Source organism: Nonomuraea sp. NPDC049419 (genome assembly GCF_040676995.1).
GTDB lineage: Bacteria > Actinomycetota > Actinomycetes > Streptosporangiales > Streptosporangiaceae > Nonomuraea > Nonomuraea salmonea.
In genome coordinates, this window is sequence record NZ_JBFAQB010000026.1 from 16448 (window position 1) to 29713 (window position 13266).

General features: G+C 71.9%; 11 protein-coding genes and 1 pseudogene. 5 read left to right on the plus strand and 7 right to left on the minus strand.

The features are described 5' to 3' along the window. The gene (locus AB0K12_RS43010; RefSeq protein ID WP_364574142.1) at positions 1-378 is read left to right on the plus strand and encodes a YchJ family metal-binding protein; all 378 of its coding nucleotides are present in this window, start codon (positions 1-3) and stop codon (positions 376-378) included. Positions 379-385: 7 nt separating this feature from the next. On the opposite strand, the gene AB0K12_RS43015 is transcribed toward AB0K12_RS43010, so the two are convergent. The 4 genes from AB0K12_RS43015 to AB0K12_RS43030 are packed head-to-tail and all read right to left on the minus strand — an operon-like array spanning position 386 to position 4456. Further along, positions 386-1381, minus strand: a complete 996-nt coding sequence (locus tag AB0K12_RS43015; protein ID WP_364574145.1) for a LacI family DNA-binding transcriptional regulator — start codon at positions 1379-1381, stop codon at positions 386-388. Continuing rightward, positions 1378-2244: a carbohydrate ABC transporter permease gene (locus tag AB0K12_RS43020; protein WP_364574146.1), complete on the minus strand. Its 867-nt coding sequence runs from the start codon at positions 2242-2244 to the stop codon at positions 1378-1380. The genes AB0K12_RS43015 and AB0K12_RS43020 overlap by 4 nt, the downstream gene beginning before the upstream one ends. Further along, complete coding sequence (locus tag AB0K12_RS43025; RefSeq protein ID WP_364574148.1) at positions 2244-3128, minus strand: sugar ABC transporter permease; 885 nt, start codon at positions 3126-3128, stop codon at positions 2244-2246. The genes AB0K12_RS43020 and AB0K12_RS43025 overlap by 1 nt, the downstream gene beginning before the upstream one ends. An 11-nt stretch (positions 3129-3139) precedes the next feature. Next, positions 3140-4456, minus strand: a complete 1317-nt coding sequence (locus AB0K12_RS43030; protein ID WP_364574150.1) for a sugar ABC transporter substrate-binding protein — start codon at positions 4454-4456, stop codon at positions 3140-3142. A 180-nt stretch (positions 4457-4636) separates the two neighbouring features. Between AB0K12_RS43030 and AB0K12_RS43035 the strand changes: the two genes are divergently transcribed. The 4 genes and pseudogenes from AB0K12_RS43035 to AB0K12_RS43050 all read left to right on the plus strand — a co-directional run bounded on the left by AB0K12_RS43035 (position 4637) and on the right by AB0K12_RS43050 (position 8585). Continuing rightward, the gene (locus AB0K12_RS43035) at positions 4637-6670 is read left to right on the plus strand and encodes a beta-galactosidase (RefSeq protein ID WP_364574152.1); all 2034 of its coding nucleotides are present in this window, start codon (positions 4637-4639) and stop codon (positions 6668-6670) included. 73 nt (positions 6671-6743) lie between these two features. Further along, positions 6744-6893, plus strand: a pseudogene (locus tag AB0K12_RS43040) (glycosyl hydrolase 53 family protein); the annotation flags it as partial. Positions 6894-7008: 115 nt separating this feature from the next. After that, positions 7009-7644: a nitroreductase family protein gene (locus tag AB0K12_RS43045; RefSeq protein WP_364574154.1), complete on the plus strand. Its 636-nt coding sequence runs from the start codon at positions 7009-7011 to the stop codon at positions 7642-7644. Between the two features lie 107 nt (positions 7645-7751). Then, a complete protein-coding gene (locus tag AB0K12_RS43050) occupies positions 7752-8585 on the plus strand; it encodes an SAM-dependent methyltransferase (RefSeq protein ID WP_364574309.1) in 834 nt (277 codons plus the stop codon). A gap of 12 nt (positions 8586-8597) precedes the next feature. On the opposite strand, the gene AB0K12_RS43055 is transcribed toward AB0K12_RS43050, so the two are convergent. The 3 genes from AB0K12_RS43055 to AB0K12_RS43065 are packed head-to-tail and all read right to left on the minus strand — an operon-like array spanning position 8598 to position 13050. Beyond that, entirely contained in the window at positions 8598-9992 is a 1395-nt protein-coding gene (locus AB0K12_RS43055) for a GH1 family beta-glucosidase (RefSeq protein ID WP_364574156.1), read from the minus strand. A 41-nt stretch (positions 9993-10033) separates the two neighbouring features. Continuing rightward, positions 10034-12028: a beta-galactosidase gene (locus AB0K12_RS43060; protein WP_364574160.1), complete on the minus strand. Its 1995-nt coding sequence runs from the start codon at positions 12026-12028 to the stop codon at positions 10034-10036. Next, the gene (locus AB0K12_RS43065; protein WP_364574162.1) at positions 12025-13050 is read right to left on the minus strand and encodes a LacI family DNA-binding transcriptional regulator; all 1026 of its coding nucleotides are present in this window, start codon (positions 13048-13050) and stop codon (positions 12025-12027) included. Before AB0K12_RS43065 ends, AB0K12_RS43060 begins: the two co-directional genes overlap by 4 nt. Positions 13051-13266: the final 216 nt, after the last annotated feature.

Here is a 13266-nt window from a genome sequence, read left to right on the forward strand (position 1 = left end):
ATGCCTCCTCGTACGTGTCTCTGCGGCCTGCCCGCCTCCTACCAGGACTGCTGCGGCAGGCTGCACCGGGGTGAGGCGGCGGCCGCCACCGCCGAGCAGCTCATGCGCTCCCGCTTCAGCGCCTTCGGCGTGGGCGACGAGGCGTACCTGCTGCGCACCTGGCACCCGTCGGACCGGCCGCGCAGCGTCGGCATCGACCGGCGGGTCAAGTGGGTGCGGCTGGAGGTGCTCGAGACCACCGGCGGCAGCGTCGTGCACACCGAGGGCACCGTCCGCTTCCGCGCCCACTACCTGGAGCGGGGGCGGCCGGGCGCGATGGAGGAGCACAGCCGCTTCGTCCGCCTGGACGGCCGCTGGGTCTACGCCGGCGTCGTCTGACCGTTCCCTATGCGGACTCGCGGATGACCAGTTCGGTGGGGAGGACCACCGGGTCGACGTGGCCGGCGCCGTCGATGAGGGCCAGCAGCAGGCGGAGCGTCTCCTGGGCCATCTCCGCCAGCGGCTGGCGGATGGTGGTCAGCGGCGGGTGGGTCGAGACGGCCACCGACGAGTCGTCGAAGCCGCCCACCGCGACGTCGTCGGGCACCCGGCGGCCGGCCGCGCGCAGCGCCGCGAGCGCGCCCGCCGCCATCAGGTCGGAGGCCACGAACACGGCGTCGATGTCGGGGGCGCGCTCCAGCAACGCGGTCATGGCGCGCTCGCCGCTGGCCTGGGTCCAGTCGCCGTGGGCGATGAGCCGCTTGGTGGCCTTGCGGCCGAGCACGTCGGCGAAGCCCTCGAGCCGCTGGATGCCGCCCGGCGTGTCCATCGGCCCGGTGATCATGGCGATGCGCTTGCGGCCGAGGCCGACGAAGTATTCGGTCATCTGGCGGGCGCCGAGCCGGTCGTCGGCGGCGGCGTACGGGATGACGGTCTCGCGCCCGATGACCGGCCCGCACGAGACGGCGGGCGGGCCCGTGCGCAGCGCGTCGAGCAGCGGGTCGCCGGCGTGCGTCGAGACGAGCAGCACCCCGTCGGCGTGGCCGCCGCGCACGTAGCGGACCACCCGCTCGCGGTCGCCCTCGTCGCCGGCCAGCATCATCACCAGCGACAGGTCGCGCTCGGCCAGCATGCGGATGGCGACCCTGATGAGCGTGCTGTAGTTGGGGTCCTCGAACAGCTTCTCGTGCGGCTCCGACAGCACCATGACGACCGACCCCGTACGCTGCGTGACCAGGCTGCGGGCGGCCCTGTTGACGACGTAGCCGGTCTCGGAGATGGCCCGTTCGATGGCCACGCGCGCCGCCGGGCTCACGTATTTGTCCCCGTTGAGCAGGCGGGAGACCGTGCCGCGGGAGACTCCCGCGGCGGCGGCGACGTCGTGGATCGTAGGGCGTTTCATTTCACGGCTCCGGAGGACAGGTCGGTCTTCCAGTATCGCTGCATGGTGAGGAAGAGCGCGATCAGCGGCAGGATCGACAGGAACGCGCCCGTGAGGATCAGGTTGTAGAGGGTGGGCTGGTTGGCGCCGGCCGCGAGCAGCGTGTAGAGGCCCACCGTGAGCGGGAACTTGCCGTCGTCGCCGAGCATGATGAACGGCAGCAGGAAGTTGGTCCAGATCGCCACGAACTGGAACAGGAAGATCGTCACCATGCCGGGCACCATGAGCGGCAGCGCCACCCGCCGCACCAGCAGCCACTCGCCGGCCCCGTCGATGCGGCCGGCCTCCAGCAGCGAGTCGGGCACCGACGCGGTGGCGTAGACGCGGGCCAGGTAGATGCCGTACGGGCTGAGGATCTGCGGCAACAGCACCGCCCAGTGGCTGTCGGCCAGCCCGACCTTGGAGAAGAGCAGATACTGCGGCACCGCGAGCACCACGCTGGGCACGAGGATGCCGCCGATCAGCAGGTTGAAGATGAGGGTCCGGCCGGGGAAGCGGTATTTCGCCAGCGCGTACCCGGAGACGGCCGACACGGCGGTGGACAGCAGCGCGCCGCCGCCCGCGTAGAGCAGCGTGTTGGCGGCCCACAGCCAGAACACGCCGTCGCGGTAGGCGAACAGCTCGCCCACGTTGTCGAGGAAGCCGGTGCCGAAGGACAGCGTGGAGGTGCTGAACAGCTCGCCGGGCGACTTGGTGGCCGCGATCAGCACCCACACCACGGGGAACAGGCAGTAGAGCGCGCCGATCAGCAACAGCGCCGTCGGCACCAGCCCTGTCGTGCGGCCGGTACGCGGACGGCGGTGCGAGACGGTGAGCGGAGCCATCAGCCCTCCCCGAAGGCGCGGTCGCGGACCACGCGCAGGAACCCGAAGGACAGCACGAGCGCGATCGCCGCGATGACGATCGAGGTGGCGGCGGCCGAGTACAGGTCGCCGGTGACGAACGCGTCGCGGTAGACCTTCATCAGCGGGCTCCACGTGGAGCTGATGGTGTTGGTCAGCGGGCGCAGCGCGGTGGGCTCGGTGAACACCTGGACGGTCGCGATGATCGAGAACACCGTGGTCAGGATGATCGCCGGGGTGAGCATGGGGATCTTCACCCGGATCGCGATCTGCAGCTCGGACGCGCCGTCGAGGCGGGCGGCCTCGTACAGGTCGCGGGGGATGGCGCGCAGCGTGGTGTAGAGGGCCAGCATGTTGAAGCCGGTGCCGCCCCACACCGCCACGTTCGCCATCGAGTACGTCACGGTCGTGGCGCTCAGGAAGTCCACGTCGAGCACGTCGCGGATCGGGCTGAGCGAGGGCAGGTAGAGGAAGCCCCACAGCAGCGTCGCGGCCACGCCCGGCACCGCGTACGGCAGGAAGATCGCGATGCGGGAGAAGCGGGCGAGCCGCACCCGCGCCGAGTCCAGCAGCAGCGCGAACAGCAGCGCCAGCCCCAGCATCACGACCAGCACCAGCGTGCCGTAGCCGAGCACGCGCAGCCACCCGGCCCACAGCTCGGCATCAGCGAGGGCGGCGGCGAAGTTCTCGAACCCGACGTACACCTCCCTGCGCGCCCCCTTGCCCAGCCCGAGCCCGGACACCCGGGTCCTGTGCAGGGCCAGGTAGACGGTGTAGCCGATGGGCACCGCGAGGAACAGCGTGAACAGCACCATCGCGGGGGCCAGGAACAGGTACGGCCACGGCCCCCGCTCGGGCCGTCTCATGGAAGGGCGAGTCATGACGCGAGCTGGAAGCCGGCCTTGCGCATGTCGGCGACCGTGGCCTCCTGCATGCCGCGTACGGCGTCGGCGAACGGGGTGCCGTTCTGCAGCGCCTTGCCGAAGCCGTCCCTGAACGCGTTGTACGCCACGCCCACGTTCGGCCCGAAGGTGAACCCGCGCGCCCCGGCGGAGACGGCGGCGGCCTGGTGCCAGAAGTCGGGCTGGTTGGAGAAGTAGCCGGGGGCGTCACCCAGCGCCGACTGGGCCTTGGTGACGGCCGGGTAGATGGCGGCCTCCTTGACCAGCAGATCGATGGCCTTGGGGTCGGTGTTGAGCCAGGTGGCGAAGCGGGCGGCGGCCGCCTTGTGCGGCGACTTGGCGGCCACGGCGGTGGACGAGCCGCCCCAGAAGCCGCTGAAGCTCTCGCCGGCGTTCCACTGCGGCAGCGGCGCGACGGCCCACTTGCCCTTGCCCCTGGGCGCGTTGCTGGACAGCACGCCGGGCGCCCACACGGCCGACGGCCAGGTGAGCAGCTTGCCGTCGTTGAGCGCCTTGTTCCACTCGGGGGTGAAGTACGGCATGTCGTCGATGACGCCCTCCTTCACCAGGCCGCCCCAGTAGTCGGCGACCTTGGTGGTGGCCTCGTCGGCGATGTTCACCTTCCACGACTCGCCGCTGATCGACCACCATTGCGCGCCCGCCTGCTGCGCCAGACCTGTGAACGCTCCCGGATCGTTGCTGGAGAACGTGCCGAGGTACGCCTTCTGATCGTTCTTCCTGACCGTGCGGGCCGCCTCGCCGTACTCCTGCCAGGTCTTGGGGACCTCGATGCCGTACTTGTCGAAGAGGTCCTTGCGGTAGAAGAGCATCATCGGACCGCTGTCCTGCGGGATGCCGTAGACCGCGTCGGTGCCGAGCGTCACCAGGCCCCACAGCCCGTCGGTGAACTCGCCCTTGATAGACGCCGTCTCCGCCTTGAGGTCGGCCACCGCGTCGGCGGCGATGAACGACGGCAGGTGCTGGTACTCGGCCTGCACCACGTCCGGCGGGTTGCCGGCCTTGGCCGCCGTGAGGAACTTGGCCGCCGCGTCGTCGCCGCCCGCCTGCTTGCTGACCGTCACCTGGATGTCCGGGTTGGCGGCGTTCCAGACCTCGACGATCTTGTCCATGTTGGGGGCCCAGGTCCAGTACGTGAGCTTGACGGGCCCCTGGGCGGCGGTCGCCTGGCTCTGCGCCGCCTCGGGCGCTTCGGCGGGCTCGCCGGACGCGCAGCTCGCGAGTGTGGCCGTGAGTGCGACGGCCAGTGCTGCTCCAAGGCGGTGGGCGCGCATGCGTACCTCCAGAGGGTTCTGTGAACGTGCACAGAGTGGAACAGCCCGGAAATTGGCGTCAAGAGGTCGTTACGTTCTCGTTGCGTGCCTGAAAAAATTGGACCCCGGGGGTGACTGTTCTTTCCCGGGGCGCGTCGGCTTTACTGTGCACGTTCACACAAAAATCTGCGGGGGGAACGGATGTATCCGGAGCGTCCAGCCGGGATCGCCTTTGGCGGCGACTACAACCCGGAGCAGTGGCCGCGCGAGGTGCTGGAGGAGGACGTGGCGCTCATGCGCGAGGCCGGAGTCACCCTGGTCAGCCTCGGCATGTTCTCGTGGGCGCTGATGGAGCCCGAGGAGGGGCGCTTCACGTTCGGCTGGCTCGACGAGATCATCGACCGGCTGCACGCGGCCGGCGTGGCGGTCGATCTGGCCACCCCGACCGCCGCGCCGCCCGCCTGGTTCGTCGCCCGCCACCCCGACGTGCTGCCGGTCAGCAGGGAGGGCGTGCGGATCGGGTTCGGCGGGCGGCAGAGCGCCTGCTCCAGCGCCCCGGCCTTCCGCGCGGCCACCGCCCGGCTGGTACGCGCGCTGGGCGAGCACTACCGCGACCACCCGGCCGTGGTCATGTGGCACGTGCACAACGAGTACGGCGCCCCGCTCGGCGAGTGCTACTGCGCGCACAGCGTGGCCGCCTGGCGGGAGTGGCTGCGGCACACCTACCGCGACCTCGCCACGCTCAACGACGCCTGGGGCACCACGTTCTGGGGCCAGACCTACACCGACTGGTCGCAGATCGACGCGCCCCGCGCCAACCACACGGTGGTCAACCCGGCCCAGCGCCTCGACTACGCCCGCTTCAGCGACGGCGAGCACCGCGCGCACTACGCGCTGCAGCGCGACATTCTTCGCGAGCTGACCCCGCACCTGCCGGTCACCACGAACTTCGCCGGCACCGTCAACTGCAAGTCCACCGACCTGTGGCAGTGGGCCCGCGAGCTCGACGTCGTCGCCAACGACCACTACCTGCGGGCCGAGCGGCCCGACAACCACATCGACCTCGCCATGTCGGCCGACCTCGCCCGCTCGGTGGCGGGCGGCGCGCCGTGGATGCTCATGGAGCACTCGGCGGGCGCGGTCAACTGGCAGCCGCGCAACCTCGCCAAGCGGCCCGGCGAGATGCGCCGCAACAGCCTCGCGCACGTCGCGCGCGGCTCCGACAGCGTGCTGTTCTTCCAGTTCAGGGCCTCGCGGTTCGGGGCCGAGAAGTTCCACTCCGGGATGGTGCCGCACGCCGGGACCGACTCCGAGCAGTGGCGCGAGGTGGTGCGGCTGGGCGCCGACCTGCGCCGGCTGGCCGGGGTGCGGGGGAGCCGGGTGCGGGCCGAGGTGGCGCTGGTGTGGGACTGGGAGTCGTACTGGGCGCTGGAGCTGGACTGGCGGCCGTCGGTCGACCTGGGGTTCAGGGAGCGGATGGACGCCTTCTACGAGGTGTTGTGGCGGGAGCACGTCACGGTGGACTTCGTCCACCCTTCCGCCGATATTTCGGGATATCGCGTGGTGGTGGCACCCAGCTCGTACCTGCTGACCGAGGCCTCCGCCAAGAACCTGCACCGGTACGTGGAGTCCGGCGGGAACCTGCTCGTGTCATACTTCTCCGGCATCGTGGACGAGCACGACACCATCCACCCCGGCGCCCACCCCGGCGCGCTGCGCGAGCTGCTCGGCCTGTCGATCGAGGAGTTCCACCCGCTGCGCGAACACGAGACGGTCACCCTCATCGACGGCCTCATCGACGGCCGCGCCGAAGAGGACGCGCGCGTCTGGTCGGAGCGGGTGCGCCTGGCGGGGGCCAGGGCCGTGCGGCGCTTCGGCGCGGGGCCCGACGCGGGACATCCCGCCTTCACCCGCCACGACCTCGGCGCCGGCACCGCCTGGTACCTCGCGACGGCCCCCGTCACCGGCCTGCCCGGCCTGCTCGGCGAGGTGCTCGACCACGCCGGGGTGACCCGGCCGCGCGGCCTGCCCGACACGCTCGAACTCGTGCGCAGGGGCCGCCACCTGTTCCTCATCAACCACGGCGACCGGCCCGTGGCGGTCGAGGGGGTGAGCGGCGTGAGCGTGTTCGACGGCGTACGGCACGACGGGCCGGTCACCGTCGCGGCCGGGGCGGTCACCGTCATCGAGGAAACCCAGGAAACCCAGGAAACCAGGGAAACCCTCCAACCCTAGGAGGCCGTCATGAGACGCATCCTCACCGCCCTGCTGTTACTCGGCGCCCTCGTCGTCGCCCAGCCCGCTCGGCATGAGCCTGCTCGTCGGCTTCCACTACTCCGACAGCTGGGCGGACCCCGGCAAGCAGGTCAAGCCCGCCGCCTGGCAGCCGCTGTCGTTCGAGCAGTTGAAGCAGGCGGTGTACGCCCACACCTACGACGTGCTCGACGCCCTGCGCCGCCAGGGCACCACGGCATTCTCGGGCCGCACTCCCGGCCTTGACGGTGCTCGGCCGCGGCTGACCGCACGGGGACCGGGCGGCGTCCGCGATGTCCGGGGTGGGCATGATGAAGCGCATGACGATCTCAGCAGACGAGCTGCTCACCACGACCCGCAGTGTCCGCAAGCGCCTCGATCTGACCCGCCCGGTCCCGCTCGACCTGGTCAGGGAGTGCCTGGACATCGCGCTCCAGGCGCCCACCGGGAGCAACGCGCAGGGCTGGCACTGGGTGGTGGTCACCGACCAGGACAAGCGCAAGACGATCGGCGACTACTACGGGCGCTCGTTCCGCCGCTACTACGAGTCGAGCGCCTCGGCCGGTCGGCTGTACGAGGACGACCCGGCCAGGGCGGCCACCCAGCAGCGGGTCTCGGCCAGCGCGGCCTACCTGGCCGAGCGCATGGGCGAGGTGCCGGTGCTGGTGCTGGGCTGCCTGACCGTGCCGGCCCTGCCGCAGGGCAACCAGGCCGGGCTGTGGGGCTCGCTGCTGCCCGCGGCCTGGAGTTACATGCTGGCCGCCCGCGCCCGTGGCCTGGGCACCGCGTGGACGTCGCTGCACCTGGCGTACGAGGCCGAGATCGCCGAGCTGCTCGGCATTCCGGGCGACGTGCGCCAGGGCGTGCTCATCCCGACCGCGTACTACACGGGGGAGACGTTCGGGCGGGCGAAGCGCCAGCCGCTAGACGAGGTGCTACACATCGACCAATGGTGACCATTCACCGCAAACGCGATATTTCCCGGATTGCCGGTCCTTGCCGGGTGCCTCATCTTAGGATCATCGCCGTACCCCCCTTGACGAGCATCCACGAGGAGCCGACAGTGCCCGAGAGCGAGCGGGAAAGCGCGCCCAGCGGGATCGACACCAGCAAGCCCAGCGTCGCCCGCGTCTACGACTACATGCTCGGCGGCAAGGACAACTACGAGATCGACCGCCAGGTGGCCGCCGCCGCGCTGCGGGTCGCGCCCGACGCGCCGCAGGCGGCGATGGCCAACCGGGAGTTCCTGCGGCGCACGGTGCGCCACCTCGCCGCCGAGGCCGGTCTCCGCCAGTTCCTGGACATCGGCTCCGGCCTGCCCACCCAGGGCAACGTGCACGAGGTGGCCCAGTCGGTGACGCCGGGGGCCCACGTCGTGTACGTCGACCACGACCCCATCGTGCTGGCCCACGGCCGCGCGCTGCTGGCCGTGGACGAGACCACCACGATCGTGGACGCCGACGCCCGCGAGCCGGAGAAGGTGATGGACGACCCGAGGACGCAGGCCCTCATCGACTTCTCCGAGCCGGTCGGGCTGCTGCTCTTCGCCATCCTGCACCACCTCAAGGACGAGGAGGACCCCGGAGGCGTCGCCGCCCGCTACATCAGCAGGCTCGCCCCCGGCAGCCACGTGGTGATCTCCCACTTCCACAACCCGGGCGCGGCGCTGCCCGAGGTGTCGGAGCAGGCGAGCAGCGCCGAGAAGATCTTCAACGAGAACCTCGGCACCGGCCGCTGGCGCACCAGGGAGGAGATCCTCGCCTACTTCGACGGCCTGGAGCTGGTGGAGCCCGGCCTGGTGCCGCTGCCCGAGTGGCGCCCGGAGACCGGCGACCACCAGGCGACGCCGGGGATCACGTACCACACCTTCGTCGGCGGCGTGGCACGCAAACCCTGAGTCTTGCGGACGTCAGCCGACCGGCAGCTTGCCGGAGGTGACCACGTCGCGGTACCAGTGGGCGCTGTCCTTCCAGGTGCGCTCCATCGTCTCGCGGTCCACCCGGACGATGCCGAACCGCTTGGCGTAGCCGTGCGCCCACTCGAAGTTGTCCATGAGCGACCACACGAAGTAGCCGCGCACGTCCGCGCCCTGCGCGATGGCCTCGCTGACCGCCGTCAGGTGGCGGTGCAGGTAGTCGACGCGGTCCTGGTCGCGGACGCGCCCGTCGGGGGAGACCGGGTCGGGGAAGGCCGCGCCGTTCTCCGTGATCATGGTGGGCAGGTCCGGGTAGTCGCGGTGCAGGCGCAGCAGCAGCTCGGTCAGGCCGGTCTCGTCGATGTTCCAGCCCATCTCCGTGTACGGGCCTGGCTGCCGGACGAACTCCACGCTCTCGCAGGCGATCCACGGCGAGGCGGCGCCGTCCTGGTGGCCGTCGGCGGTCTCCTTGGGGCCGCTGCCGTCCCAGTGGCGTACCAGCGTGGGGTTGTAGTAGTTGACGCCGAGCACGTCGAGCGGCTGGCAGGCGGTGGCCTCGTCGCCGTCGCGCACGAACGACCAGTCGGTCACCCCGGCGGTGTCGGCGAGCAGGTCGGCCGGGTAGGCGCCCTCCAGCATCGGGCCGAGGAAGGCCCGGTTGGCCAGCGCGTCCGCACGGCGCACCGCGTCGGCGTCGGCCTCCGACACGCCGCGGACGTGGTGCAGGTTGAGCGTCACCGACATCTGCGCGTCCTTGGCCGCGGTCGAGCGCAGCGCCTGCACGGCCAGGCCGTGGCCGAGGTTGAGGTGGTGCACGGCGGCCAGCGCGGCGGCCGGCTCGGTGCGCGCGGGGGCGTGCACGCCGGAGGCGTAGCCGAGGTAGGCCGAGCACCACGGCTCGTTCAGCGTGATCCACGTGTGCACGCGGTCGCCGAGCGCCTCGCCCATGAGCCTGGCGTACTCGCCGAAGCGCTCCGCGGTGTCGCGGTGCGGCCAGCCGCCCGCGTCCTCCAGTTCCTGCGGCAGGTCCCAGTGGTAGAGGGTGGCGACCGGCGCGATGCCCCTGCTCAGCAGGCCGTCCACGAGCCGCTGGTAGAAGTCGAGCCCGGCGGCGTTGACCGGGCCGGTCCCGCCGGGCTGCACGCGCGGCCAGGAGATGGAGAAGCGGTAGGCGCCGACGCGCAGCGCGGCCAGCAGGTCGAGGTCCTCCTCCAGGCGGTGGTAGTGGTCGCAGGCCACGTCGCCGGTGTCGCCGCCCGCCACCAGACCGGGCGTGTGGGAGAAGGTGTCCCAGATGGACGGGCCGCGGCCGTCCTCGTTCCAGGCTCCTTCGACCTGGTAGGCGGCGGTGGCGGTGCCCCACACAAAGTTGTCGGGAAAGACGGGCATGTCACTCCTTGAGGTGATTAATGGTGATTGCAGGGTGAAAGTCAGGTAGTAACCAGGGCGGCGACCTCGCGCGGCGCCAGCGTGATCGCGCCCTCGGCGGGCGCGCCGGTCAGCAGGTCGTCGGCGCGGCCCGGCAGCTCCACCCGTACGTCCCGCGTCCCGTGGTTGAGCACGAACAGCACCTCGCCGCGGCGCACCGCCTCCACGCCGGGCGGCAGATCGGGCAGCTCGCCCGCCACGCCCGCGTCCGCCAGCACACGCTCGGCCAGCGCCCCCAGGGCGGCCGGCTCGGGCATCGTCCCGACGTACCAGGCCAGGCCGTCACCGTGCCGGTGCCGGGTGATCGCGGGATGCCCGGCCAGGTCGCCGTCGGCGAACTCGGCCACCACCTCGGCGCCCTCGGCGGCCAGCAGCTCGGTCCACGTGCCGGCGGCGAATCCGTCCGCGCCGCCGCTCCACCGGCACCGTACGGGCCCGCCCACGGGCAGCCACTCCTCGCCGGAGACGCCCAGCACCTCGCGCAGCGGCGCGGGGAAGCGCCCGGTGCGCACGTGCGAGCGCGGGTCCACGATCCCCGAGAACGGCCCCACCACGAGCACCCCGCCGCTTCGCGCGTACGCGTCCAGCCAGGCCGCCTGCTCGTCGCTGACGAGGAACAGGTTCGGCACCACGACCAGCGCGTAGCCGTCCAGGTCCGCGCCGGGCGGCACCACGTCCACGGCGACGCCGCGCTCGAAGAACGGCACGTAGTAGGTCAGGAGCTGCTCGTCGGCGTTGAGCCGGTCGCTGGGCCGCCCGCGATCCTCCAGCGCCCACCAGCTGTCCCAGCCGAACACCATCGCCACCCGCGCCGGCACCTCGGTGCCCGCGACCCGGGAGAGCCCGCGCAGCTCCTGGCCGTGCGCGCGCACGGCGGCGTGCAGCCGCGTCTCAGGACCGGCGTGCGGCACCATCGCCGCGTGGAAGCGCTCGGCGCCGAAGCGGGAGGCCCGCCACTGGAAGTAGCACAGCCCGTCCGCGCCGCGCGCGAGCGCCTGCAGCGACTCCAGGCGGAACTGCCCAGGCGGCTTGGGCAGGTTGTGCGGCCGCCAGTTGACGGCGTTGGTGGCCTGCTCCATCAGCAGCCATGGCCGGCCCTCGGCCAGGCCGCGCATCAGGTCGTGGGTGAGCGCCGTGCGCGCCGGGGTGAGCGGGTCGCCCGGCTCGGGGTAGCAGTCGTTGGCGACCACGTCCTCCTCCGCGGCCCACGCCCAGGCGTCGATCGGCTTGAAGAAGCCCATGAAGTTCGTGGTGACCGGCACCTCGGGGGTGCGGGCGCGCAGCACGTCCCGCTGGGCGCGGAAGTGCGCGAGCATCTGGTCGTTGCAGAAGCGCCGCCAGTCGAGCCGCTGGCCAGGATTGATGATGTACGGGGCGGTGCGCGGCGGCAGGATTTCCTCCCAGTCGCCGTAGCCCTGGCTCCAGAACGTCGTGCCCCACGCCTCGTTGAGCGCCTCCAGGTCGCCGTGCCGCTCGCGCAGCCAGCGGCGGAACGCGGCGGCCGACTCGTCGCAGTGGCAGAACTGGCCGTACTCGTTGCCCACGTGCCACATCGCCAGCGCGGGATGGCCGGCGTAGCGGTCGGCGAGGGCGGTCACGATGTCGAGGGAGCGCTCCCAATAAACGGACGAAGAAGGACAGAACTGGTTCCGCGCGCCGTACCAGAGCGTCGTGCCCGACTCGTCCACCGGCAGCGTCTCCGGCCAGCGGTGGCCCAGCCAGGGCGGCGGCGAGGCCGTCGGCGTCGCCAGGTCCACGGCGATGTCGTGCCCGGCCATCAGGTCGAGCAGCCGGTCCAGCCAGCCGAAGTCGTGCTTGCCCGGCTCGGGCTCCAGCCGCGCCCAGCTGAACACGCCGACCGTGACCAGGTTGACCCCGGCCTCGCGCATGAGCGCGGCGTCCTGCGCCCACACCTCCTCGGGCCACTGCTCGGGGTTGTAGTCCCCGCCGAACAGCAGTCCCCTCTTCTGCGTGAGGGTGTGCATTCCGAGCTTCACGAAGCGGCTCCCGTACGTGGTGGTGCTGAACTGTCGCCGGTCACCAGCCGGCAGGGCACCAGCCGCTGCCGGGGCGGCCCGCCGCCGCCCAACCGGTCGATGAGCATGCGGGCACCCAGCCTGCCCAGCTCCGCGCTGGGCGGTTCGAGCGTGGTCAGCCTGGGGTGGAACATCTCCGCGGCCCGCGCGGACGACAGCACGAGCAGCAGCGTCAGGTCGTCGGGGACGCGCAGGCCGCGCCGCGCCGCGGCGGCCAGCACCCCGGCCGCCGCGCGGTCGTCCATCACGGCCAGCGCGGTCACGTCGGGGCGGGCGTCGAGCAGGGCGTCCAGCGCCCGCGCGCCCTCCTCGGGCGAGCCCGCGTGGCCGCCGTCCACGTACGCCAGGCCCGCCTCGCGGGCGGCGGCGGCGAGCGCGGCCGAGGCGCGGACGGCGGGGCCGTACCCGGCCGCGAACGCGGCGGCGGGCAGGTTGACGAAGGCCAGCACCCGGTGGCCGAGCCCGGCCACGTGCGCGACGGCCTGCCGCGCGGTCGCGGCGAAGTCGATGTCGGCGTAGTCGATGCCGTCGGGCTCGCGGGTCCGCCCGATCATCGCGAACGGCACCCCCGCCCGCGTCAGGAACGACGGCCGCTCGTCGTCGAGCCGCACCTCCATGAGCAGCACGCCGTCCACCAGGCCGAGCCCGGTCAGGTGGCGCAGCTCCTCGATGGGTCCCGCGCTCTCCGGCGAGAGCAGCACGTGGTAGCCCAGCTCCTTGGCCGCCTCGGCGGCGCCGGTGGCGAAGCGCATCTCCGTCGGCCCGAAGCCGCCGCTCGGCGCGGGGAACAGCAGCGCGAGGATCCGGGTGCGCTTGCTCTGCAGGCCCCTGGCCAGCAGGTTCGGCCGGTAGCCGAGCTCACGGGCGGCCTGCTCGATGCGCAGCTTCGTGGCCGCCGCCACGGGGCGGGTGCCGTTGAGCGCGGCCGAGACGGTGCTGACGGCCACCTGCGCGCGTGCTGCCACGTCGCGCAACGAGGTCATGGCGCTCCAACGGTCGATGGGAGAAGTCGAAACGTTTCGCAAACCTAAAGTCCGATTTGCGGCGTTGTCAATGGGCAGGATTGCGGGCGCCCGAAAGTCACCGGGGTGGCGGGCGCCATGAAGCGCCCGCCACCCCCGGGCCGGACAACGAACCGCCCCCCGGGCGCGCCGCCCCCAGGTTGTATAAAACCCCGTTATGGGGGCGCGAGGTGGTTG

Bases quoted from the DNA above. Each gene is read 5' to 3' on its own strand.
- AB0K12_RS43010 (WP_364574142.1), top strand. From the start codon at position 1: ATGCCTCCTCGTACGTGTCTCTGCGGCCTGCCCGCCTCCTACCAGGAC.
- AB0K12_RS43015 (WP_364574145.1), bottom strand. From the start codon at position 1,381: ATGAAACGCCCTACGATCCACGACGTCGCCGCCGCCGCGGGAGTCTCC.
- AB0K12_RS43020 (WP_364574146.1), bottom strand. From the start codon at position 2,244: ATGGCTCCGCTCACCGTCTCGCACCGCCGTCCGCGTACCGGCCGCACG.
- AB0K12_RS43025 (WP_364574148.1), bottom strand. From the start codon at position 3,128: ATGAGACGGCCCGAGCGGGGGCCGTGGCCGTACCTGTTCCTGGCCCCC.
- AB0K12_RS43030 (WP_364574150.1), bottom strand. From the start codon at position 4,456: ATGCGCGCCCACCGCCTTGGAGCAGCACTGGCCGTCGCACTCACGGCC.
- AB0K12_RS43035 (WP_364574152.1), top strand. From the start codon at position 4,637: ATGTATCCGGAGCGTCCAGCCGGGATCGCCTTTGGCGGCGACTACAAC.
- AB0K12_RS43045 (WP_364574154.1), top strand. From the start codon at position 7,009: ATGACGATCTCAGCAGACGAGCTGCTCACCACGACCCGCAGTGTCCGC.
- AB0K12_RS43055 (WP_364574156.1), bottom strand. From the start codon at position 9,992: ATGCCCGTCTTTCCCGACAACTTTGTGTGGGGCACCGCCACCGCCGCC.
- AB0K12_RS43065 (WP_364574162.1), bottom strand. From the start codon at position 13,050: ATGACCTCGTTGCGCGACGTGGCAGCACGCGCGCAGGTGGCCGTCAGC.